This window comes from Brevibacterium linens ATCC 9172, from assembly GCF_900169165.1.
In the GTDB taxonomy this organism is placed as follows: Bacteria; Actinomycetota; Actinomycetes; order Actinomycetales; family Brevibacteriaceae; genus Brevibacterium; species Brevibacterium linens.
Genome location: NZ_FXYY01000021.1, coordinates 1 through 21,792, shown reverse-complemented (window position 1 = coordinate 21,792; position 21,792 = coordinate 1). Strand labels below are relative to the sequence as shown.

General features: G+C 64.9%; 21 protein-coding genes. 13 read left to right on the top strand and 8 right to left on the bottom strand.

Annotated features, from left to right (window positions below; all coding sequences use genetic code 11):
- Positions 1-28 precede the first annotated feature (28 nt).
- Together BLIN9172_RS13985 and BLIN9172_RS13980 are read left to right on the top strand one after the other, a co-directional pair.
- A complete protein-coding gene (locus BLIN9172_RS13985) occupies positions 29-619 on the top strand; it encodes a TIGR03085 family metal-binding protein (protein ID WP_101555598.1) in 591 nt (196 codons plus the stop codon).
- A 103-nt stretch (positions 620-722) separates the two neighbouring features.
- Entirely contained in the window at positions 723-1,127 is a 405-nt protein-coding gene (locus BLIN9172_RS13980; protein WP_101555597.1) for a DUF4190 domain-containing protein, read from the top strand.
- A gap of 122 nt (positions 1,128-1,249) precedes the next feature.
- Here the strand turns inward: BLIN9172_RS13980 and BLIN9172_RS13975 are convergent, their stop codons facing one another.
- The 8 genes from BLIN9172_RS13975 to BLIN9172_RS13940 are packed head-to-tail and all read right to left on the bottom strand — an operon-like array spanning position 1,250 to position 7,033.
- The gene (locus tag BLIN9172_RS13975; RefSeq protein ID WP_240812221.1) at positions 1,250-2,896 is read right to left on the bottom strand and encodes a polyamine aminopropyltransferase; all 1,647 of its coding nucleotides are present in this window, start codon (positions 2,894-2,896) and stop codon (positions 1,250-1,252) included.
- Positions 2,893-3,321 carry a DUF350 domain-containing protein gene (locus tag BLIN9172_RS13970; RefSeq protein ID WP_051505309.1) on the bottom strand — a complete coding sequence of 143 codons (429 nt, stop codon included), beginning with the start codon at positions 3,319-3,321 and terminating at the stop codon, positions 2,893-2,895. The genes BLIN9172_RS13975 and BLIN9172_RS13970 overlap by 4 nt, the downstream gene beginning before the upstream one ends.
- Before the next feature lie 18 nt (positions 3,322-3,339).
- On the bottom strand, positions 3,340-3,777 hold the full coding sequence (locus BLIN9172_RS13965; protein ID WP_205751082.1) for a hypothetical protein: 438 nt from the start codon (positions 3,775-3,777) through the stop codon (positions 3,340-3,342).
- Positions 3,774-4,385: a DUF2617 family protein gene (locus BLIN9172_RS13960; RefSeq protein WP_101555596.1), complete on the bottom strand. Its 612-nt coding sequence runs from the start codon at positions 4,383-4,385 to the stop codon at positions 3,774-3,776. Before BLIN9172_RS13960 ends, BLIN9172_RS13965 begins: the two co-directional genes overlap by 4 nt.
- Positions 4,385-5,035: a DUF4178 domain-containing protein gene (locus tag BLIN9172_RS13955; protein WP_101555595.1), complete on the bottom strand. Its 651-nt coding sequence runs from the start codon at positions 5,033-5,035 to the stop codon at positions 4,385-4,387. The genes BLIN9172_RS13960 and BLIN9172_RS13955 overlap by 1 nt, the downstream gene beginning before the upstream one ends.
- Before the next feature lie 24 nt (positions 5,036-5,059).
- Positions 5,060-6,088, bottom strand: a complete 1,029-nt coding sequence (locus BLIN9172_RS13950) for a GNAT family N-acetyltransferase (RefSeq protein WP_101555594.1) — start codon at positions 6,086-6,088, stop codon at positions 5,060-5,062.
- A 31-nt stretch (positions 6,089-6,119) separates the two neighbouring features.
- A complete protein-coding gene (locus BLIN9172_RS13945; protein ID WP_145997971.1) occupies positions 6,120-6,374 on the bottom strand; it encodes a hypothetical protein in 255 nt (84 codons plus the stop codon).
- Positions 6,371-7,033: a DUF1707 SHOCT-like domain-containing protein gene (locus tag BLIN9172_RS13940; protein ID WP_101555592.1), complete on the bottom strand. Its 663-nt coding sequence runs from the start codon at positions 7,031-7,033 to the stop codon at positions 6,371-6,373. Before BLIN9172_RS13940 ends, BLIN9172_RS13945 begins: the two co-directional genes overlap by 4 nt.
- A 92-nt stretch (positions 7,034-7,125) precedes the next feature.
- Here BLIN9172_RS13940 and BLIN9172_RS13935 point away from each other — a divergent pair, with 92 nt between their 5' ends.
- The 11 genes from BLIN9172_RS13935 to BLIN9172_RS13885 all read left to right on the top strand — a co-directional run bounded on the left by BLIN9172_RS13935 (position 7,126) and on the right by BLIN9172_RS13885 (position 21,533).
- The gene (locus tag BLIN9172_RS13935) at positions 7,126-10,455 is read left to right on the top strand and encodes a DNA polymerase III subunit gamma and tau (protein WP_101555591.1); all 3,330 of its coding nucleotides are present in this window, start codon (positions 7,126-7,128) and stop codon (positions 10,453-10,455) included.
- On the top strand, positions 10,452-11,057 hold the full coding sequence (recR, locus tag BLIN9172_RS13930) for a recombination mediator RecR (RefSeq protein ID WP_025780860.1): 606 nt from the start codon (positions 10,452-10,454) through the stop codon (positions 11,055-11,057). The genes BLIN9172_RS13935 and recR overlap by 4 nt, the downstream gene beginning before the upstream one ends.
- 89 nt (positions 11,058-11,146) lie before the next feature.
- Positions 11,147-11,875, top strand: coding sequence for a DUF2975 domain-containing protein (locus BLIN9172_RS13925; protein ID WP_101555590.1), 729 nt, complete (start codon positions 11,147-11,149; stop codon positions 11,873-11,875).
- Positions 11,875-12,108, top strand: a complete 234-nt coding sequence (locus tag BLIN9172_RS13920) for a helix-turn-helix domain-containing protein (protein WP_101555589.1) — start codon at positions 11,875-11,877, stop codon at positions 12,106-12,108. Before BLIN9172_RS13925 ends, BLIN9172_RS13920 begins: the two co-directional genes overlap by 1 nt.
- 366 nt (positions 12,109-12,474) lie before the next feature.
- Entirely contained in the window at positions 12,475-13,800 is a 1,326-nt protein-coding gene (locus tag BLIN9172_RS13915) for an aspartate kinase (RefSeq protein ID WP_101555588.1), read from the top strand.
- Positions 13,797-14,849: an aspartate-semialdehyde dehydrogenase gene (locus tag BLIN9172_RS13910; RefSeq protein ID WP_101555587.1), complete on the top strand. Its 1,053-nt coding sequence runs from the start codon at positions 13,797-13,799 to the stop codon at positions 14,847-14,849. Before BLIN9172_RS13915 ends, BLIN9172_RS13910 begins: the two co-directional genes overlap by 4 nt.
- Positions 14,850-15,248: 399 nt before the next feature.
- Positions 15,249-16,313: a metal ABC transporter solute-binding protein, Zn/Mn family gene (locus BLIN9172_RS13905; protein WP_101555628.1), complete on the top strand. Its 1,065-nt coding sequence runs from the start codon at positions 15,249-15,251 to the stop codon at positions 16,311-16,313.
- A 2-nt stretch (positions 16,314-16,315) separates the two neighbouring features.
- Positions 16,316-17,185 carry a metal ABC transporter ATP-binding protein gene (locus BLIN9172_RS13900; protein WP_025780867.1) on the top strand — a complete coding sequence of 290 codons (870 nt, stop codon included), beginning with the start codon at positions 16,316-16,318 and terminating at the stop codon, positions 17,183-17,185.
- Positions 17,182-18,090: a metal ABC transporter permease gene (locus BLIN9172_RS13895; protein WP_101555586.1), complete on the top strand. Its 909-nt coding sequence runs from the start codon at positions 17,182-17,184 to the stop codon at positions 18,088-18,090. The genes BLIN9172_RS13900 and BLIN9172_RS13895 overlap by 4 nt, the downstream gene beginning before the upstream one ends.
- Before the next feature lie 91 nt (positions 18,091-18,181).
- Positions 18,182-19,114, top strand: coding sequence for a metallophosphoesterase (locus BLIN9172_RS13890; RefSeq protein ID WP_101555585.1), 933 nt, complete (start codon positions 18,182-18,184; stop codon positions 19,112-19,114).
- A gap of 55 nt (positions 19,115-19,169) precedes the next feature.
- Positions 19,170-21,533, top strand: a complete 2,364-nt coding sequence (locus BLIN9172_RS13885; protein ID WP_101555584.1) for a transglycosylase domain-containing protein — start codon at positions 19,170-19,172, stop codon at positions 21,531-21,533.
- Positions 21,534-21,792: the final 259 nt, after the last annotated feature.

The window sequence follows — 21,792 nt, the reverse complement described above, 5'->3', positions numbered from 1 at the left end:
CCAAGCCGGAGATGGAAGACTGGCGGGTATGAAAGACAATTTGGCACGCGCCGAACGACTGCGACTCGTCGACTCCGCCCGCCGCGCGGGTGAAGACGCCCCCACACTGTGCGAGGGATGGAACGTCAGGGACCTTGCCACCCACCTCGTCATCCGCGAACGTCATCCCCGCGCTGCCGCGGGCATCTTCATGCCGAAGTTCTCCGACCGCCTGCGGGCCAAGGAGGACGAGTACGCGCAGATGCCGTTCAGCCGGCTGCTCGGACTCGTCGCCGCACCTCCGAAGTGGACTCCGGGCGCCCTGCCGGGTGTGGAGACGGTGATGAACACGACCGAGTTCCTCGTCCACCATGAAGACATCCGCCGGGCCGCGATCGAATGGATTCCGCGCCAGCTGTCCAAGGCAGAGACGGTGACCGTCTGGGCGCAGACGAAGGTAGCGTTGCTGCCGTTTGCCGCGAAGGCGAAGGGTCCCGTGACGATCGAAGCACCGAGCTTCGGTACCCGCACCGCGGGGAAGAAAGGCAGCGGTGAGGCCACGACGATCACCGGGGCACCGCTCGAACTGCTTCTCTACCTCATGGGACGAGACGACCACGCGCTCGTTGACGTGCACTGAATGTCGGGAAAACCCCCTCCAGGTCGGGGGATTGGTCCCTGTCGGCGGTCGGCGAGGTCTTCCTAGGCTGGTGCCAACAGCCGATACAGAGGAGACCAGCACCATGAACGCAGCACCCGGCCCGACGCCCGATCAGTTCGATCCGACCTCCGCGGGACAGTACCCCCACCCGTCCACCGGACAGTACGAGGCACCGCAGACCTACCCGAATCCGTATACGGCCAATGCTCAACGCACCGAGGAGGATCCGGGCAAGGTGCTCGGCATCGTCTCGCTCGTGGCGAGTCTGTCGACCTTCCTCGGATTCAACTTCATCGGACCCGTCATCGGCATCATCACCGGACACATGGCGCGCAAGCGTTCACGAGAAGCCGCGTACGGAGACAACGAGATGGGCAAGTGGGGCTTCATCCTGGGCCTCGTCTTCCTCGGACTCCTCGTCCTCGGATGGGCACTCGGAATCTCCTTCGGCATCGTCGGCGGCCTGGCCAGCCTCATGGCCGGCTGACCACGACAACGAGGCAACACCGACAGAGAAACGGCAGAGGGCCGACCCGTGTGGGTCGGCCCTCTGCCGCAGTCGGACGCCGTTGTGAGAAGCCCGTTGTGAGAAGCCCGTGTCAGACGAATTCAGTATCCGACCCAGGCGCCGCGTTCCTGATCGAGGACCCGCGGATGCAGCAGCGTTGAAGCTTCGACCGTGCCCACAGACGCGCGATCACGGTCCGGTGGGAACGTCGTCGAGGCGGCGAGCACCTCGGAGGTGGCGAATTTCAACCCGCTCGGGGCATCATCGGGCACGGACACCTCGGGGCCCTCGCCGCCGAGATCGGCGAGGAAATATCCCCAATCACCGAAGCTGGGGACATCGACGTGATACGGAGTCGTCGACAGTCCCGCCTCGGCGACGGCCTCACCGATGCCCCAATAGGCCTCTGGGGCGAAATAAGGGGAGCCGGCCTGGACGACGAGGCGCGCTTCCGGGGACATCACCTGGCGGATGAGCCCGTAGAACTCGATGCTGTAGAGCTTCGACGTCGCCACATCATCGGGGTCGGGAAGATCGGCGATGACCGCGTCGTAGGCAGAATGCTTCGCCTCCCGCAGCCATGTGAAGGCATCGGCGGCGATCGTCTTCACCCGCGGATCGTCGAGGGAATCGTCGTTGAATGCGGTGAAGTGCTCCGAGGTCTTCGCGAGTTCCAGCACCTTCGGGTCGAGGTCGACGAGCGTGATGGATGCGACGTCGGGGTATTTGAGGATCTCGCGCACGGCCAAGCCGTCGCCGCCGCCGAGGACGAGCACGTTGCGGCGCGGACCGTCCAGCAGCGGATGGACGAGGCTTTCGTGATAACGGTATTCGTCGGCCGAAGCGAACTGCAGATCCCCGTTGAGGAACAGCCGCGTATCGCCGGTCTTGCGGGCTTCGGTGACGACGATCTCCTGATAGTCCGAGCGCTGCGAATACACGATCGGATCCCGGTAGAGACGCTGCCGGGTGGTGACTTCGATGTCGTCGGTGTAGATCCACACCACGGTGAGCCCGCCGAGGATGACGACGAGCAGTGCCGCCAAGATGACCTGTGCGGTGCGGGAGATCTCGGTGCGGAAGAGCCAGAGGACGATGAGGATGCCCACCAGCGCATTCGTCATCCCCACCGCCAGCGCGCCGCGCGGCAGTCCGAGCAGCGGCAGCAGGAGGAAGGGGAAGGCGAGCCCGCCGACGAGTCCGCCCACATAGTCGGCGGCGAAGAGGTCGGCCACCGCGCTCGAGGCCTTCTGGGCGCGGATGCGTTGGACGAGCTCCATGAGCAGCGGGATCTCCGCGCCGATGAGTGCGCCGATGACGAACGCGAGGGCCACCATGGCCACGGTGTAGACATCGGCGAAGGCGAAGGCGAGATAGAGCAGAATGACCGACAGCCCGCCGATGATGCCCAGGGCCGCCTCGATGAGTGCGAAGGAGACCGCCGCGAACCCAGTCAGCCGTTTCGTCGCCAGCGAACCCACACCCATTGCGAAGACCATGACGGCCAGGACGATGGAGGCCTGAACGATGGTGTCGCCGAGCAGATAGGACCCCAAGGCCACGAGCGCGAGCTCGTAGACCATTCCGCAGCTCGCGCAGATGAACACGGCCAGCAGGACGAAGAACCGAGCCGGACCCGGCCGCATCGGCAGCGTGACCGGTCGGGCCGCCTCGGTGGTGGTGTCCGTGGTCGAGTCGGTCGGTGCGGCCGCGGCCGACGTCTGACCGGATTCGTCAGAGGTGCTCAAAGGAGGGCTGCGGCCATGATGCCGGCAATGCCCAGATGAGCGGTGGCGTTGACCCAGACCTCGGGGTGCATCTGCGGGGAATTGATGAGGTCGCCGGTCCTGCCCGGGGTGAGCAGACCGATGAGCAGGAAGCTCACTCCCATGAGGATGATGCCGAGGATGCCGAAGACGAGGGTGGACAGGATGCCTGCGGCCAGGTCATCGGAGCTGGCGCGGATGGCGGCGATGACGATGATCGCGACTCCGGCCAGGTCGGAGGCGACGAGGACTGCCGCATTGCGCGACTTCTGCTCCCACAGGATGACGTGGAGCTTGCCCGGGGTGAGCAGGTCGACGACGAAATAGCCGATGACCATGAGGAGGAGCCCGCAGCCCGCATAGGAGAGGACGACTCCGGTCTCGTAGATGAGGTAGTTCAGGAGCATGTCTGCCTTTCGCTGTGCCTATTTTCCGGTGCCCGGTCCGCCGCCGCGGAAGCCCGAGCCGTCGCCGTAGTTCGATCCGCCGCCGGAGAAGAACGGGAGGAAGAAGAATCCGCCGCCTCCGGAGCGTGAGGTGTCGCAGCCGACGTAGTCATAGCTGCTGCCGTTCTTCTCGTAGTCGCCCTTGCCGGGGTTCGAGACGTACTGGCCGTTGGTCAGGTCGTAGTCACCGCAGTCGGCGCTCGCGGGCGATCCGCAGCCGCGGAAGACGTTGCCGAGGACGATGAGGACGATGACGATTCCGATGATCGTTCCGCAGCCGAAGCGGCGCGGCTTCCGCCCCGATCCGCTGCCGGGACGATGTGGTCCGCCGGGGCGCTGCGGGCCGTTCCCGCCGCCTCCTGCGCGGTCGAAGTCGAAGGAGCCTCCGCCCATCGAGACGTTCGGTCCCTGACTCATGTCGACCTCCTCAACTCGGAGCTGCTGTGGACGATCTCCCGATGCTGCGGGTAGCAGTGCCACGACTGCCAGGCTATCCGCTCGGGTCCCGCACACGTCAGCGACAGTGCCGTCAGTGCGCCGGGCTGTCCGGGGAACGCGACCGCGAGGTGGTCGTCAGCGGTGAGTGCACGGTCGGCACCGGCGGCGAGCACCTCGGCGGCGGCATCCGGGAAGTCTCCGTGCACACCCGTGCGGGTCGCGGTGAATCGGTGTTCGGTGAAACCGGCCCACCGACCGCGGCGGATGACTTCGCGGTTCCACAGTGGTCGGATCGGTGAGGACTCGTCGGCCCCCTCGCCGAGGCAGGCGAAGGTCTCGACGAACGCATCAGCGGCGCCATCGGTCAGGATCGCCTGGTGGGAGGAACCGATGACGGTCAGTGTCAGGGTCAGCTCAGGAACCGCCTCGGCGAGGGCGGAGGCTGTGTCAGTGGGTGCAGCTGCGGTGGGCACATCGACGCTGCGGGTGGCCAGTGGAGCGATCCGGTCGTGGTCGAGGCTCAGCCGCAGCGCCTCGGCACTGGTGTCGGTGAAGGGGACGTCGAGCGGGCGGGGGAGAGTGAGCATCAGCTGCCGGAGTAGATGGTGAACGAGCCGGTCGGGATGGTCTCTCCGGTGCTCACTTCCCAGCGTCCGTGGTCGAAGCGTTCGAAGGCGAGCAGGCGGCCGTCGCCGGATTCGTAGTCGACGTAGTCGACCCCGCCCTTCTCGTTCAGTCCCGTGGTGCCTTCGGACCGGTAGGAGGCAGTGCCGTGTTCGACGAGGTCGTAGTCGGTGCCGTCGATGGTGATGGTCCGGGCCTTCGGTTCGATGTCGAGGTCGGGGCGGTCGCGCCAGCGGGCGATCTGGACATCGGGGTCGCGTTCGACGCTCAGCCACATGCGGGTCGCCGAGGCGTCGGCCTGGAAGAAGTGTTCGGCCCAGTCGTAGCCGCCCTCGGAGATGCGCAGGGTGCCGCGGACGAAGTACTTCTCGTTGCCGAACTCGAGGAGGTCTCCGGCCTTGATGGTCTCCGGGTCACCGCCGGTGTTCTGATCGGCAGCGAAGGGATCGCGCGGGGCGGCGGGTGCTTTCGCTTCGGCGTCGTGGCGGGCCTTGTTCGCGCGGGAGCGGATGACGAGCACGGTCACGAGGGCGACGATGATGAAGACGAGGACGGCGATGAGGAGTTCTGAGGGCACAGCGGTCTGCTTCGGTTCGATGGCCGGACGGGTCATCGCCCACTCTAGTCGAAATGAACGTCACTGACAGTTCTGGTCGACCTTCTTCTCCAGGGCGGTCATCGTATCGGCGATGGCGAACCCGAGGTCCCGGTTGAGTGCGAGCATCGGTTCGTTGTCCGTCGCCGTGTACGTCTGCACCCATTCCGCCGCGGCGGTCGCGGCGACCGCGGGCAGCTGACGCAGGTTCGCGACCTTGAGGGCCCGACCGATCCCCCGGCTTCGAAAGGCACGGTCGACGAGGGTGTCCTCCTGGATGACGATCTGCGGATCGTGGGCGGAGACCATGATCTCCGTATAGCCGACGGCCAGGTCGCCCACGTGCGCCATCGAGCTGACCAAGGTCCAGCCCTGCCCTTCCATCCGCTCCTCATGGCTGCGGATCGCCGCGGTGCTGGCGTGGGTGGCGGAGCGGGTGAGGTCGCCGACGGGCACGTCCTCATCCATCTGCTCCCGCAGCTGCGTCCAGGATTCCAACACGTCCTCGGGGCAGGCTCCGATCCATGAGGTGACCGAGAAGTCCGGGTCCTCCCTGATCACGGGCACGACCGTCGACGCACCCGAATCCTTGTACCGATTCGCATCGGCCTCCAGGTAGGCGGGAAGGTCGAGCAGCAGCCGGTGCTCTGCGTTGCCGATGCTCATCCCGTGCGCTCTGGCGAAGGCGACCCCGGCCGGGCAGTAGGTTTCGGTCTGCACGATCGCCGAGGATCGGTCATCGTGTCCAAGGAACTGTGCGGCCGCCTCGGCGAGGGCCGTGCCGAAACCTCGGCGGCGGTGAGCGGAGAGGACACCGAGTTCGATATCGGTCGGTGTGTCGGGGGAGAGGCTGATCTCGGCGCCGCCGATGATCTCCTCGCCGAGGCGGCCCATCAGGGCGATGTCCTGTCCTCCCGGGCGCGGGTGGGCGAATTGGGTCAGCGTCGTCTCGGCGCTGCGCCACCAGGCGGCGGTGCGGGCCTCGGTGTAGGCGGTGCGCATGACGTCGTTCCATGTCAGCAGCGCAGACTCATCGTCGGCGGCGATGCGCGTGATCTGGATCTCAGACATGGTGAAAGTCGATCACGGCGGGGACTGGTTTTCAAGGATGCCGGTGACCGTGATCGGGACTGTCGGGGTCGTCGGGGTCGTCTGCTTCGGTTCGGTCCGCAGCGGATCCGCGGTCGGGCGGGTCGGTGGGGGCCGCCTCGGCGTGGGGGTCGTGGTTGGGCAGGCGGGAGCCGATGTGCGCACCCGGTTTCGTCATCACCCGGTAGACGAGCCAGGCGCCGATGCTGAAGACGACGATAATGCAGACGGTGAGGAAGATGACAGCGCCGAGTCCGGGTTCCATCATTTTGCCAATCGGCGGCGGTCGAAGTAGTTCGCGAAGCGGGCCTTGAAGGAGCCCATTCCGATCGATCCGCCCACGCGCACGAGAGGTCGGCGGCCGGTCGGAACGGCGTCGACGACGGATTTCACGCTTCCCCAGGACTTTGAGAGCTGGTCGACGTTGACCGCCCAGTCGTCTGGGATGACGACGGTGACCGAGCCCATGCCGGCGACGACCTCGATCTCGATGGCCTCGAGATCGGTCTCGACCTCGAGGAAGTTCAGCTCGATGTTCGACATCGAGGGTTCGCAGCGGATGAAGGGCGGGACAGCCCATCGGGCGCGGCGGACTTCGGACTCCCAGCCGGCCTTGATGACGAGCGGGTCGAAGCGGTCGTGGCCGTTGACCGCCATTGCGTGGCCGGCGGCGGGCGCGATCGCCGAGGTGGGACGGAAGCGATTGGAGGGCAGCTCGGTGGTGAGGTCGGCGAGCACCGCGTCGAGGTCGATGGGGAACTTCGCGGCCTGGACCTTCTCCATCCGCTCGTCGAGCTCGTCGACCGTGATCCGACCGTCGCCGGCGGCTTCGCGGAGCAGCTCGATCGCCTCGTCGCGTTCCTTGTGGCCGATGCGGAAGGTCTTCGCGGGGTCGTTCTCGCCGGGGGAGGGGGTGGCTGAGCTCATGATCTCTATCGTGCCTGATCGGGAGGTCAGCGACAACGGCGGGACTCGGGGAGCCGTATCTCGTGTCAGTCGTTGGCATTAGGCTAGGGGGCGTGTCCACCGCACTGTACAGAAGATACCGCCCAGAGACCTTCGACGAGGTCATCGGTCAAGAGCATGTGACCGATCCGCTGAAGGCCGCCATCGAACGTGGCCGCATCAACCATGCCTACCTGTTCTCCGGCCCGCGCGGGTGTGGAAAGACCACCTCGGCGCGGATCCTGGCTCGGTGCCTCAACTGTGAGCAGGGGCCGACTCCGGTGCCGTGCGGGGAGTGCCCGAGCTGTCGGGATCTGGCCAACGGAGGACCCGGATCGCTCGACGTCGTCGAGATCGACGCGGCCAGTCACAACGGCGTCGACGACGCCCGTGACCTGCGTGAGCGCGCCGTCTATGCGCCAGCGCGCGACCGGTACAAGGTGTTCATCCTCGATGAGGCCCACATGGTCACCTCGCAGGGCTTCAACGCTCTGCTCAAGATCGTCGAAGAGCCGCCGCCGCACATCAAATTCGTCTTCGCCACGACCGAGCCCGAGAAGGTCATCGGCACGATCCGATCGCGGACCCACCACTATCCGTTCCGCCTGGTGCCGCCGGAGGCCCTGGGCAACTACCTTGACGAGCTGTGCACGCGTGAAGGTGTGCAGGTGGCCAAGGGCGTGCTGCCGTTGGTCGTCCGGGCCGGCGGAGGCTCGGTGCGTGACACGCTGTCGGTCCTCGACCAGCTCATCGCCGGTTCCGGGCCCGACGGGGTCGACTACGGCCGAGCAGTCGCTCTGCTCGGATACACTCCGGATTCACTGCTGTCCGACATCGTTGATGCGTTCTCCGCCGGTGACGGGGCCGGGGTGTACCGCGCGGTGGAGCGGGTCATCGAATCCGGTCAGGACCCCAGGCGCTTCGTCGAAGATCTGCTGGAGCGCTTCCGAGATCTCATCGTCATCCATGCCGCACCCGAGGCGGCCCATGCCTTCCTGCCCGAAGTGCCGCCGGACCGTCTGGAGAGGCTGACCCTGCAGGCCAACGGCTTCGGACAGGGTGAGCTCTCCCGTGCCGCGGACCTGCTGAATGTGGGCCTGACGGAGATGTCGGGTGCCACCTCGCCGCGGCTGCAGCTCGAACTCATCTGTGCCCGCATTCTGCTGCCCGGCTCCGGTCGCAGCCGAGACGCTGTGCTCAGCCGCGTCGAGCGGATGGAGCGTCGCATCGGGATGTCGGCCACCGGCGTGGCCGCAAACATGCCGCCGGCGCAGACCCCGGACCAGGGTGCTGGTCAGGGCGCTGGGCCGGGAGCTCCGGCCGGCGGGACAGGGCAGGGGCAGGCACCTGCAGCTGATCAGGGACACGCGAGCGGTCGGACGTCGGCGGATGGGGCAGGCCAGGGGCAGGCACCTGCCGCGAACGCGCCCGCCAGGCAGTCTCAGAGTGCAGCTCACGACGATTTCGACGACATCGCAGCCATGGCAGCAGCCGCCGAGTCGATGCTCAACGAATCTCCGGCGCAGCCGAGGCAACAATCTGAGCAGGGGCAACAGCGTCAGGCCGAGCCGGAGCCGGCGTCGCAGTCCGAGCCGCAATCTCAGACCGCGGACGCGGGGCCGCAGCAGCTGTCTGCTGAGGACCCCCGGAGCGCAGATGCGGGCCGGCCGACGCAGGAACCGCAGCCTTCGGCCGATCCGTCGCCCGAGCCTTCGGTCGAAGCGGCGGGTGCGCCGCGAACTGAGTCGCAATCTGTGCAGGACGATCAGCAGAGGTACGACCCTGCCGGTGCCTCAGCGCCCAGTTCCGCAACGGACTCCGGACCGGACTCGGCGCCGGCGGACCAGCCTCAGCGTCAGATGACCGAGCAGGCAGCGGCACCGGAAGCCACCTCGGTGGCGGGATCCGGTGACATCGGTGGTGAGATCGAAGCCATCCGCCGCGCCTGGCCGAGCATTCTCGCCTCGGTGGAGAAGCGCAGCCGCCTGACCCGTGCGATCATCGCGGCCAATGCGATTCCCCAGTCGTTCTCCGACGGGGTCGTCTACCTCGGCTTCAACAATGCCGGTTCCGTGCAGGGATTCCAGCAGCGCGACCATGCGGCCAAACTCTCTGCGGCGATCAATGACGTCCTCGGCATTCAGGCTCGAATCGACGTCGGCGATGTCGGTCGGATCGGCGGAGGAAGCGCCGGCGGCGGCAACCAGGGCAAAGGATCCTCGGCTCCGCCCATGAACGACTCCGGCGGCAATCACGGACCGGCACCGAGCCAGCGCCGCCCCAGCCCGCAGGAAGTCGCCGCGGTCGTCGGGACCCGTGAGGTCGACAAGCCGCAGGTCGACCACGAGAAGTTCTGGGAGCCCAGCGGCCCGACTCAGGGTCCTTGGTCCTCCGACGACGAGGAGGGAGAACAGCCGGGTCCACCGACTGAACCCACGACACACGACGACTCCTTCGGCTCTGCCGAACCGGCCGACGAACCATCTGCCGATGCTGAGCAGTCCGGCACTGATGGCGTGAGCGCGAGTTCACCGCACGATGACGCAGGCCCTGCAGCCGAGTCGGCTCCCGAAACCGAAAATGAGCCTGTGGCCGAGAGCGCCCGAGTTGCTGAGAATGCGCCCGCTTCCTCGGTCGCCCCGGACGTCGTCGTTCCCGATCTCTCCGACGATGACTTCTTCGGCCCGCCGGCCGACACCGCATCCGAACCGGCTGGCGACGGATCAGTTGGCTCCGGACCAGCCGGCGACTACGCTCGATCTGGTCCCGACCACCATGCGGGAACAGCGTCTGCGGGGTCGTCCGGCTTCGCCGACGACTCGCCGATGGAGTACGTCGAACCGCGGTGGGAAGAGCCGAATTGGAACGACGGTCCCTCACCGATCGACCCCTCATCGGTCGACTCTGCATCGACGGGCACCGCCTCGGCCGACGTCGATGAGACGAGCGCAGGCAGCGGAGCCGTCGACGTCGGAGCCGTCGTCGTGCCCCCGCCCGACGACGATCTCGACTACCCCGACCTCGCAGAGAGCCGCAGCGACTTCGGGGGAGGAGCCTTCGAACAGCCGGCACCAGACGTGCAGTCTCCGCCACCGGCCTCGACCCACGGGGGAGAGAAGCCGTTCAAATCGCGCTTCGCCGCACTGGCCGAGAAACACGGTGTCACCACCACTCCGACTGTCGGATCCGGATACGGATCCGCGCCACGGGCCAAACCGGCGAGCGGATCTGGTCCGGGAGCCGCCTCGGCGCCGGGATCGAACGCCTACCCGCAGCAGTCCGGATCGGTTGAGGACGAGTATGATCCGGAAACGGACCTCGACGTCTCCGAAGCGCCGCAGATGGGCGTCGACGTGATCGCACGGGTCCTCGGCGGCGAAATCATTGACGAAAGAGAAGTATGAGCGCTGTATACGAAGGTGCCCTCCAGGACTTGGTCGAAGAGTTCGGCAAGCTCCCAGGCATCGGGCCGAAGTCGGCCCAGCGTCTGGCGTTCCACATCCTGCAGACGGACTCGCAGGACGTCAATGCGCTGGCGCAGGCACTCACCGACGTGAAGAAGCGAGTGCGGTTCTGCGAGATCTGCGGAAACGTCTCCGAGGAAGCCGAATGCACGGTGTGCCAGGATCCGCGCCGCGACCGGTCGATGATCTGCGTGGTCGAAGAGCCCAAGGACGTCGTCGCGATCGAACGGACGAGGGAATACCGGGGTCTCTACCACGTCCTCGGCGGAGCCATCGACCCGATGGCCGGGGTCGGACCCGACAACCTGCGGATCAAGGAACTCATGACTCGCCTTCAGGACGGTGAGGTCAAGGAGACCGTCATAGCCACCGACCCGAACCTCGAAGGCGAAGCCACCGCCACCTACCTCGTCCGCCTCCTCGGATCGCTCGGCGTGACCGTGACCCGCCTGGCCTCGGGACTGCCCGTCGGCGGCGACCTCGAATACGCCGACGAGGTCACCCTCGGCCGAGCATTCTCCGGGCGCCGCGAAATCGACTGACCGCCTCGGCGAGGGGCTGGGATTTCGGCCCCTTCCGATTCCAATCGAAGTCCGCCGAGCTGTTGACAGCATATCGATAATCGTGAACTATGTTGTTTATCGATATATCGATAAACGATAAGTCATTGGATGCGGCGAAGGTCGGCGGAAAGCTCGCCTGCTTCTCGCCGAGGCGGGAAGGCGTTGTCATGTCACCAACAGAGGAACAGAAGCCGGACGACGAACCTCAGAAGCGCAAGGCGTTCGGCACAGGTTACGAACTCTGGATCGGTTTGGCAGTCGGGTTCTATGTCATCTACGCCATCACTGACCTCGTTGCCCGAATAGCTCACTCCGAAGTGGCAGTGATGGTGAACTTCTCCGACGATGAGGCTTCTTCGATTGAGGCCGGGAGCGGAACAGCATCGCTGACCGGAGTCACCGAGATCGTTGTTCCGACTGCGGACGCCTCGGCCGGAGCGGTTGTGCTCGTGACAATCGCCGAAATCGCAGTCATCCTCACAGTGCTGGCGGCCGCTGTCTCCCTTGTGCCTGTCATACGCGACATAGCGGCGGGGACGCCGTTCACTCCGCGGGCTGCCCGCGCATTCGTTGCGTTTGAGTGGGTCGTGGCGATCGGATGGATCGTCTACTTCGTCACCATGGGCCTCGGCAGCAATTGGATCTCCGCCGATATCGGCATCGCCGACGGAGTTGGGCCAGGCGTCACCGTCGTCCGGGCTTTCTTCGTTCTCGGGGTCGTCGGCGGCGCTGAACTGCTGCGGCGGTGCTTCAGATCAGGGCGCGAAGCTCAAGAAGAGCTCGAAGGGCTCGTGTGATGGCCGAGGAATTCGACTCCTCCCGGGTTATCTGCCACCTCGACAGTCTGCTGACTCGGCGAGACATGAGCCTGACCGAATTGTCCAAACGCGTCGGGGTCTCGCTCGCAAACCTCTCAGTGCTTAAGAACAACAGGGCGAAGGCAGTGCGCTACTCCACTCTCATTGCTCTGTGCGAGGTCCTCGACTGTCAGCCCGGTGACCTCTTCACCATGGAGCGACGGTCGGACTGACCGCCAAGGGCAGCGCCCGTCGGCGCGAAGCCGGCGGGCCGCCTCGGCGAGGGGCTGCTGTCTGGGGTTCACGACCCCGGAATATAACGATTTCTGAACAGGCGCTGAACGGTACGTGGTCGACCCCGGGCTCGCCCATGTGCGCGCTGATCGAGCGGGTTGCCGTCAGGTGACATTCGGCCCGGTCAGGCGGTGTCTGAATGACGGGCGAAGGTGAACCGAAATGACCTACCTCATACAATGGTTCAGGTGCCGGGAGCCCGACACGGCTGAAATCCTGATCGATGCAGCACGAGACCTCCATGTTTGGAACCATGGAATCGATCGCCTGGCACGGAACTTATCAGCGATAAGGAAGATACTGCAGTGAGCATAGTCGTCCAGAAGTTCGGTGGGTCCTCGGTAGCCGATGCGGAATCGGTCAAGCGAGTGGCCAAACGAATTGTCGAGTACCGTCAAGCCGGTCACGAAGTAGTTGTCGTGGTGTCGGCCATGGGTGACAGTACCGATGATCTCATCGACTTGGCCCAACAGGTTTCCCCCATGCCCCCCGCCCGCGAACTCGACATGCTGCTGACCGCCGGGGAGCGCATCTCGATGGCGGTCCTGGCCATGGCGATCGCCAACCTCGGCTTCGAAGCCCAGTCCTTCACCGGCTCCCAGGCCGGAGTCATCACCGATGAGCAGTTCGGCAAGGCCCGAATCATCGACGTCACTCCCGGCCGCATCCGGTCCTCCCTCGACGAGGGATACGTCGCCATCGTCGCGGGATTCCAGGGTGTCAGCCAGACCGCGAAGAACATCACCACTCTCGGCCGCGGCGGCTCCGACACCACGGCCGTGGCACTGGCCGCGTCGCTCGATGCCGATGTGTGCGAGATCTACACCGACGTCGACGGCGTCTTCACCGCCGACCCGCGCATCGTGCCCACGGCTCGCAAGATCGACGAGATCGGCTACGAAGAGATGATGGAGATGGCCGCCTCGGGCGCCAAGGTCCTCATGCTCCGCTGTGTCGAATACGCCCGCCGTTACAACGTGCCGGTGCACGTGCGGTCCTCATTCTCTCGCAACCAAGGAACCTGGGTGACCGATTCACCCATCCCCGAAGCCTTCCGCCAGGGCCGGGGATCATCGACCCCGGCAGCGGAACCAGAAACGGAGCCCACCATGGAACAGGCAATCATCTCCGGCGTCGCTCATGACCGCTCGGAAGCCAAGGTCACGATCGTCGGCGTTCCCGATGTCCCCGGCAAGGCAGCAGAAATCTTCAAGACTCTGGCCAAGCAGGAAGCCAACATCGACATGATCGTCCAGAACATCTCGACCCGTGAGCCGGGAAAGACGGACATCTCCTTCACCCTGCCCATGGACGACGGCGCCAAGGCGCTCGAGGCCCTCGACGCAGTCAAGGCCGAGATCGGCTTCGACCAGGTCCGCTACGACGACCAGATCGGCAAGCTCTCAGTCGTGGGCGCCGGAATGCGCTCCCACCCGGGCGTGACCGCGACTCTCTTCGAGGCGCTCAGCGAAGCCCAGGTCAACATCGACATGATCTCCACCTCGGAGATCCGCATCAGCGTCGTCACCCGAGCAGACCTGCTCGACGACGCAGTCCGTGCCGCCCATGCCGCGTACGGACTCGACAGCGAAGACAACGAAGCAGTGGTGTACGGAGGTACCGGACGATGAGCGTCAATATCGGAGTAGTCGGTGCAACCGGCCAGGTCGGCGGAGTCATGCTCGACCTCCTGGCCGAGGATCCCGGATTCGAGATCGGATCCCTGAGGCTCTTCGCCTCGGCCCGTTCGGCCGGGAAGACGATCGACTTCAAGGGCCAGCCCATCACCATCGAAGACGCTGCCGAGGCGGACCCGAGCGGACTCGATATCGCTCTGTTCTCCGCCGGTGGAGCAACGTCGAAGGCGCAGGCCGAGCGTTTCGCGGCCGCCGGTGCCATCGTCGTCGACAACTCCTCGGCGTGGCGTTCGGACCCTGAGGTCCCGCTCGTCGTCAGCGAGGTCAACCCCGACGCACTCGACGAGCCGCCCAAGGGCATCATCGCGAACCCGAACTGCACGACCATGGCCGCCATGCCTGTGCTCAAGGCCCTCCATGACAAGGCCGGACTCAGCCGCCTCATCGTGGCCACCTACCAGGCCGTGTCCGGTTCGGGTCTGTCCGGAGTCGAGGAACTCGCCAGTCAGCTCGAGGCCGGCATCCCCGATGCCCGCAAGCTCACCACCGATGGAAATGCCGTGAGCCTGCCGGCACCGGACAACTACGTCGAACCGATCGCGTTCAACGTCCTGCCGATGGCCGGATCGGTCGTCGACGACGGGCAGAACGAAACCGATGAAGAGAAGAAGCTGCGCAACGAGAGCCGGAAGATCCTCGGCCTGCCCGACCTCCTGGTCGCCGGCACCTGTGTGCGCGTACCCGTCTTCACCGGACACAGCCTGAGCATCCACGCCGAATTCGACTCCGACATCAGCCCCGAGCAGGCCACCGAAATCCTGTCGCAGGCACCCGGAGTCGCCCTCGACGAGGTCCCGACCCCGCTCAAGGCCGCAGGTCGGAACGACAGCTACGTCGGCCGCATCCGCGCCGACCAGTCGGCACCAGCAGGCAAGGGACTCGTCCTCTTCGTCTCCAACGACAACCTGCGCAAGGGCGCGGCACTGAACACCGTCCAGATCGCCGCCCTGCTGGCTGCCAAGCTCGAAGCGAAGGCCGCCTGAGAAACTCTGCTGGTGCCCGCCGGTGTTGATCGGTAAGGCGAAGCGGCCGACGAACCGCCCGGAAGCACCCGCTTCCGGGCGGTTCGTCGTCTCCGGCGACTGTGCTCGGCTGCCCATCAGACTCGTACAAGCGCAAGAGCGGAAGGCACACGGCCCAACGGAAAGTCGGCACTCGCGGCTTCGAAGTTCATACGCCCTGATCAAGATCACCGCGTATGAATTCTGAAGCCGCTCATGCACACTATTCGGCCGAAAACCCCTGAGCGCGCGCAGAATGCTGAGAGCAGCGGGGACGTATAAAAAGGTTGCTATATATAAATATTTATATTAGTGCCGGAGTTCTGATCTGAGTATCGTCGATGATGTTGTTTGATCCTCGATGCCTTAGAAAGGCTCCTCATGACATCTTCGCGAATCGCTCTCACCACCGGAGCCATCGCCGCTTCGACGGCCTTGGTCCTCAGCGGCTGCGGGGGAGGGGCCTCCGGTTCGGAATCGGGCGAGCTGCGGGTCGTGACCTCGACGAACGTCTACGCCGACATCATCTCCCAAGTCGCCGGCGACTACGCCGAGGTGAGCCCAATCATCGATGATCCCAATCAGGACCCGCACTCCTACGAAGCGACCACCCAGGACCGCCTCAAGCTGTCGAAGGCCGACCTCGTCGTCGAGAACGGCGGCGGCTACGACGCCTTCATGACCACAATGCTCGAAGCTTCGGACGCCGATCCCGAGGTGATCGATGCGGTCTCGATCTCCGACCTGCCCGGCTCCGAGGATCTCGGCAACGAGCCTCACGATCACAGCCACAGCGAGGACGAGGACGAGGCCCAGGCGGGCGGACACACGCACGACGAGGGCGACGAGCACTCCGAGGAGGAACACGAGCACTCCGAAGAAGCCGACGAGCACGAGGGGCATGACCACGGCGAGTTCAACGAACATGTCTGGTACTCGGTGCCCACGATGACCAAACTCGTCGATGAGGCGGCGATCCACCTCGGCGAGGCGGTGCCGGAGCACAAGGATGACTTCATTGCCAATGCCGATGAGTACAAGAAGAGCCTCGGCGAACTGCAGACGAAGATCGACGCGGTCAAGAAGGACCACGACGGTGAGAAGGTCGCGGCGACCGAGCCGGTGCCGCTGTGGCTGTTCGCCGATATGGGCCTGGAGAACATCACGTCGGACGAGTTCCTCGAAGCCGTCGAAGAAGGCAACGATGTGCCGCCGCTCGTGCTCAAGGAAGCGGAGAAGCAGATCTCCGACGGCGAGGCGGTGCTGCTCGGATACAATACTCAGGCGGCAGGTCCCCAGGCGGAAGCGCTGAAGTCTGCCGCGGACGACTCCGATGTTCCGGTCGTCGACCTCGCCGAGACCATGCCCGACGGCGAGCATTACGTCGTTTGGATGGACGGATACATCACCGATATTTCGACAGCACTCGAAGGACACAAGCACTGACTATGGCCAAAGAATCCGACGCTTCCGCGCAACCTGCACCCCGGGAGCCGGTGATTCGACTGCGCGATGCCGAACTGCGCTTCGGCCCGCGGGTGCTCTGGCACGATCTCGACCTCGACGTCGCGCCGGGGGAGTTCCTCGCCGTGCTCGGCCCCAACGGCACAGGAAAGACGTCACTGCTCAAGGTGCTGCTGGGGCAGAACACACTGTCGGCCGGAACCGCCGAGGTCGATGGTCGGGAAGTGCATAAGGGCAACCCTGCCATCGGCTACATTCCGCAGCAGCGCGGAATCGACCCGCACACCCCGATGCGCGGCCGCGATCTGGTCCGTATGGGCATCGACGGTCACCGGTGGGGGATGGGCCTGCTGTCCCGGGGTCGGAAGAAGAAGGTCGAGGAACTCTTGGCCTCCGTCGGCGCCACCGACTATGCCGATGCCCCCGCCGGCACGGTTTCCGGCGGAGAGCTGCAGCGGCTGCGAGTGGCTCAGTCCCTGGCCAATGATCCCGCAGTGCTGCTCTGCGATGAACCGCTGCTGTCGCTCGATCTGCACCACCAGCAGGTGGTGGCCGCTCTGCTGCACGAACAGCGGGTCAAACGCGATGCCGCCGTCGTATTCGTCACCCACGAGATCAACCCGATCCTGCCGTACGTCGACCGGGTCCTCTACATCGTCGGCGGGCATTTCCTCATCGGCACCCCCTCTGAAGTGATGACCACCGAATCGCTGTCCCGGCTCTACGGCTCCCCGGTCGAAGTGGTCCGCGTCGGCGGACGCCTCGTCGTCGTCGGCGGTGAAGAGGAGTGCGTCGACCACCACAATCTGCCCGATGACTCCTTCGACCTCGACGGGACGGTGGCGAACCGATGAGTGTTCCTGAGATCTTTGCCAACCTCTTCACCTTCGAGGACTACGGCGAACTCGTCGCGCTGCTGGCCAACTCGCTCATCGCCGCTGCGCTACTCGGCGTCGTCGGAGGTCTCATCAGCGTCTTCGTCATGGCCCGCGACATTCCCTTCGCCGTTCACGGAGTCTCCGAACTCTCCTTCGCCGGTGCCGCCTTCGCGCTGCTCGTCGGTTTCGACGTCGTGACCGGGTCGATCGTCGGATCCATCGTCGCCGCTCTCATCATCGGCATCGGCGGCGCCAAGGATTCGGAGAAGAACGCGATCATCGGCGTCCTCATGCCCTTCGGCCTGGGCCTGGCGATCCTCTTCCTCGCCCTCTACGACGGGCGGGCGGCGAGCAAGTTCGGGCTGCTCACCGGCCAGATCGTCGCCATCACTCCCGGCCAGATCCTCACTCTCATCATCTGCGCGCTGGCCGTGCTCGTGGTGTTGGCGATCGTGTGGCGTCCGCTCATGTTCTCCAGCCTCGACCCTGACGTGGCTCGGGCGAAGGGCGTGCCGGTCAGCGTGCTCACCATCGTCTTCATGCTCACCCTCGGACTTGCCGTGGCACTGAGCGTGCAGGTCGTCGGAGTCCTCCTCGTCCTTGCGCTGCTCATCACCCCGGCCGCCGCAGCGACTCAGCTCTCGGCCTCCCCGGTGTGGGTGCCGGTCCTCAGCGTGATCTTCGCCGTGACCGCCTCGGTCGGGGGCATCCTCATCGCCCTCGGTTCGCCGGTGGTGCCGATCAGCCCGTTCGTCACGACGATCTCGTTCCTCATCTACGTCACTTGCCGCCTCGTCGGTCGCCGCCGGATGAGATCCCTGCACCGCCGCCGCGCCCACCGTGCCGCAAAAGAACACAACACCCCCATCCCCACCCCCTGATAATTGCTACCTGACGGCGGCCCAGCAACCCCGCGCGAGGTTGCTGGGCCGCCGTCAGGTAGCAATTGGAGGAGCGGATAGAGTTGGGGGAATGAAGAAGCGCGCTCTCCTCTCCGGTGCTCTTGCCGTTCCCGCGGCCGCCGGAATCTGGGGTGCGGTCATCGAACCGCACCTCTTCGCCATCCGCCGCCACACCCTGCCGATCCTGCCTGCCGGAGCCGAGTCCATCCGGATTCTCCACGTCGCCGACCTGCACCTGGCTCCCTGGCAGAAGCATCGCGCCTCCTGGGTCACAGCGCTCACTCGCCTCGAACCCGACCTCGTGGTCAACACTGGCGACAACCTCTCCGCCGACATCGTGCCCGAGGTCCTCGACGTCTACTCGGGACTCCTCAACATCCCCGGTGTGTTCGTCCTCGGGTCGAATGACTTCTTCTCCCCGCAGCTGAAGAACCCTGCGAAATATCTGCGCTCACCGTCCCAGGTCAAGCACCGCGTCAGCCCCGACCTCGACGTCAAGGCACTCGTCCGCGGGTTCGAAGGCGAGACGGCGAACGGCGGGCAGGGATGGCATTTCCTCGACAACACCGAGGCGGCGCTGACGATCAAGGGCACCCGGATCCACTTCTCGGGCCTAGGCGACGCCCATATCGACCGTGATCGGATCCGCTGGAGTGGGGGAGAACCGGGGGAGGGCGACCTCGAGCATCCGCAATTCGATCCGTCGGCCGGTCTCAAAGTGGGAGTGACACATGCTCCGTATTCGCGGACCTTGGAGGCATTCGCCTCGGCGGGGGCGCATCTCATCATGGCCGGACACACGCACGGCGGACAGATCCGTGTGCCCTTCTGGGGCGCACCGGTGACGAACTGCGACCTCGACCGGACACGCGCACGCGGAGTTTTCCCTTACCGGCAGAGTCTCGTCACGATCTCCGCAGGACTCGGCTTCTCACCGTACTCACCAGTGCGTTTTGCCTGCCGACCGGAAGTCAGCGTCCTGGAACTCGTTGCAAGAGCCTAGGCCGTTCAGCGATTTCTGAAGATCTGCACAAGGCGAATTCGTTAAACTGACTACCATGGTGTCTCCTGAGTCAAACGCCCCACCCACAAAAATGGGCGCGTTCATGCAGTTCGTGGCCGTCAGTGCGGTGGCGGGAATCGTCGCTGCCGGTCTGGCCATTCCCGGCGTCGGCGTCGCAACAGCCAGCGCGAACAGTGCTGTCGAGATCTTCGATTCGCTTCCCGCCACCTTGGAGATCAAGGATCTCGGCGAGAAGTCGACGATGCTTGCCTCCGACGGTTCCAAAATCGCAGATTTCTATTGGCAGAACCGCCAAGAAGTGCCGCTGGACAAGATCTCGAAGAACATGCAGAACGCGACGATCGCGGTCGAGGACTACCGGTACTTCGAACACGGCGGCGTCGACATCGAGGGCATCGCCCGTGCTGCGGTGCACAATATGGTGTCCTCGACGACTCAGGGCGGGTCGACGCTGACCCAGCAGTATGTGAAGAACGTGCTGGCCGAGAACGCGCACGCAGAAGAGGACTCCGAGGGAGTCGCTGCGGCGAAGGAATCCGAAGGCACCGCGGGTTACGCGCGTAAGCTGCGTGAGGCCAAACTCGCTGTCGCGGTTGAGAAGAAGTACTCCAAGAAGGAAATCCTCAACCGCTACATGAACATCAACAACTACTCGGGCTCGCCGAACGTCTACGGCGTCGAAGCCGCGGCCTACCGGTACTGGGGCATCCACGCGAAGGATCTCAACATCCAGCAGTCGGCGATGCTCGCCGGAATCGTGCAGAACCCACGGGCTTTCAATCCGCAGCGGTTCCCCGACCAAGTCCTCAAGCGTCGCAACATCGTGCTGAGCCAGATGCTCAAGTACGACCACATCACGCAGAAGGAATACGACAAGGCGGTCAAGACCGACCTCGATCTCGATCTGCATGAGACACCGAACGGGTGTTCGGCGGCCAAGAGCAAGGCAGAGTTCTTCTGCAACTATGTGCAGAACGTCATCATGAATGACGATACCTTCGGAAAGACGGCCGAAGACCGCCTGGCTTTCCTGCAGCGCGGCGGCCTGACGATCAAGACCAGCCTCAACCCCGATATTCAGAAGATCGCGGACAAAGAGGTCAAGAAGCGTGTGCCCGTCGGGGATCCCTCCGGCGCAGGCCACGCCCTTGTGACCATCGAACCGGGTACAGGTGAGGTCATTGCGATGGCCGAGAACCGTGAGTACACGGTCGGCGATGTGAAGAAGAAGGACAAGAACAAGAAGACCTCGATCAACTACACCGTTGATAAGAAGCACAACGGTGGCGGCGGGTTCCAGGTCGGTTCGACGTGGAAGCCGTTCGTGCTCACGGCCTGGCTCAAGGAAGGCAAGAGCCTCAACACCACGGTCAATGCTACGAAGCGCAACTTCCCGGCCAGTTCCTGGAAGTACGACGGCTGCCCGAATATGGCAGGCCCCTGGGACCCGAACAACGCCGGTGACGGACCAGGCAAGGGGTCGATGACCGCTCTCGAGGCGACGAAGAATTCGGTGAACACCGGGTATGCCGCGATGGGCAACCAGATGAACATGTGCGACATCATGGATACCGCGATGGATCTGGGCATCCGCTACGGCAGTGGTGAGGCGCTCGACTTCAAGGACAAGCGAGGCTTCATCCAGGCCCTGTCGCCGTCCTCCATCCTCGGTACGACCGAGACGACGCCGATTGCCATGGCTGCGGCGTTCGCCACCTTCGCGAACGAGGGCGAGTTCTGCGGTCCCAAGCCGATCATCGAGATCAAGGACCGCAACGGCAAGAAGCTCGATCTTCCCGGCGAAGGCTGCAAGCGTGTGCTCTCCAAGGACGTCGCCAGAGGTGTCGCCTACGCACTGACGCAGACGTTCAACGGCGGTACGACCAGCTCGCTGAAGATCGGAGTGCCGGCCGGTGCGAAGACTGGTACGACGAACTTCGAGGTCGGGCACACGTGGCTGCTCGGATTCACGAAGACCCTGTCGACCGCAGTCTGGACCGGTGACCCGAGCGGAACCCGCGACTGGCGCACCAATGGTGCTGGTGTCGTTAGCGGCCAGATCTACGGTGCGACCATCTCCGGTAAGACCTGGCAGGCCTTTATGAGCCAGGCGGTTAAAGAGACCAAGGGCAACACCGCGTTCCCGAAGCCCAGCAGCAAATACTTCCGCGGCGGCGGCTCCGGAGGCGGTGGCACCTCGACCGGCCCGAACCGCAGCGGAGGCGGCAACGGCGGCGGTGGCGGAGGAAGCCACAACAACGGCGGCGGCAACGGCGGTGGCGGCGGAGGCAACTCCGGCAACAACGGCGGCGGTGGCGGCGGCAACTCCGGCGACAACGGAGGCGGCGGTGACGGCGGCGGAGACGGCGGTGAGGCACCGGGTCTCGGCGGCAACTGAACATGGCTGGGGGTAGACCATGTCCAGACATGGTCTACCCCCAGCCATTAGGAGCAAAAGCTGTTGGTACCTGTCACACGGCGTCTAGCGCACACCAGGTCTTCTTGCCGACAATTCCGTCCACGGCGAGTCGGGCGTGAACCCCTGGAAGTGGACACATCAATGTGTACTATCAGGCGGCAATGTCCATCATAAATGTGTAATCGACCTCGAAGTCAACCGGTGCTCGATAACCCAGACTCGAATGTCTCCGCCTCGA

What these genes read in the sequence shown, in the direction of transcription:
- BLIN9172_RS13900 (WP_025780867.1), top strand. Translation starts at nt 16,316, where the DNA reads ATGGCCAAAGAATCCGACGCTTCCGCGCAACCTGCACCCCGGGAGCCG.
- BLIN9172_RS13940 (WP_101555592.1), bottom strand. Translation starts at nt 7,033, where the DNA reads ATGAGCTCAGCCACCCCCTCCCCCGGCGAGAACGACCCCGCGAAGACC.
- BLIN9172_RS13955 (WP_101555595.1), bottom strand. Translation starts at nt 5,035, where the DNA reads ATGACCCGTCCGGCCATCGAACCGAAGCAGACCGCTGTGCCCTCAGAA.
- BLIN9172_RS13950 (WP_101555594.1), bottom strand. Translation starts at nt 6,088, where the DNA reads ATGTCTGAGATCCAGATCACGCGCATCGCCGCCGACGATGAGTCTGCG.
- BLIN9172_RS13960 (WP_101555596.1), bottom strand. Translation starts at nt 4,385, where the DNA reads ATGCTCACTCTCCCCCGCCCGCTCGACGTCCCCTTCACCGACACCAGT.
- BLIN9172_RS13910 (WP_101555587.1), top strand. Translation starts at nt 13,797, where the DNA reads ATGAGCGTCAATATCGGAGTAGTCGGTGCAACCGGCCAGGTCGGCGGA.
- BLIN9172_RS13925 (WP_101555590.1), top strand. Translation starts at nt 11,147, where the DNA reads ATGTTGTTTATCGATATATCGATAAACGATAAGTCATTGGATGCGGCG.
- recR (WP_025780860.1), top strand. Translation starts at nt 10,452, where the DNA reads ATGAGCGCTGTATACGAAGGTGCCCTCCAGGACTTGGTCGAAGAGTTC.
- BLIN9172_RS13920 (WP_101555589.1), top strand. Translation starts at nt 11,875, where the DNA reads ATGGCCGAGGAATTCGACTCCTCCCGGGTTATCTGCCACCTCGACAGT.
- BLIN9172_RS13945 (WP_145997971.1), bottom strand. Translation starts at nt 6,374, where the DNA reads ATGATGGAACCCGGACTCGGCGCTGTCATCTTCCTCACCGTCTGCATT.
- BLIN9172_RS13980 (WP_101555597.1), top strand. Translation starts at nt 723, where the DNA reads ATGAACGCAGCACCCGGCCCGACGCCCGATCAGTTCGATCCGACCTCC.
- BLIN9172_RS13965 (WP_205751082.1), bottom strand. Translation starts at nt 3,777, where the DNA reads ATGAGTCAGGGACCGAACGTCTCGATGGGCGGAGGCTCCTTCGACTTC.
- BLIN9172_RS13985 (WP_101555598.1), top strand. Translation starts at nt 29, where the DNA reads ATGAAAGACAATTTGGCACGCGCCGAACGACTGCGACTCGTCGACTCC.
- BLIN9172_RS13885 (WP_101555584.1), top strand. Translation starts at nt 19,170, where the DNA reads ATGGTGTCTCCTGAGTCAAACGCCCCACCCACAAAAATGGGCGCGTTC.
- BLIN9172_RS13890 (WP_101555585.1), top strand. Translation starts at nt 18,182, where the DNA reads ATGAAGAAGCGCGCTCTCCTCTCCGGTGCTCTTGCCGTTCCCGCGGCC.
- BLIN9172_RS13905 (WP_101555628.1), top strand. Translation starts at nt 15,249, where the DNA reads ATGACATCTTCGCGAATCGCTCTCACCACCGGAGCCATCGCCGCTTCG.
- BLIN9172_RS13970 (WP_051505309.1), bottom strand. Translation starts at nt 3,321, where the DNA reads ATGCTCCTGAACTACCTCATCTACGAGACCGGAGTCGTCCTCTCCTAT.
- BLIN9172_RS13895 (WP_101555586.1), top strand. Translation starts at nt 17,182, where the DNA reads ATGAGTGTTCCTGAGATCTTTGCCAACCTCTTCACCTTCGAGGACTAC.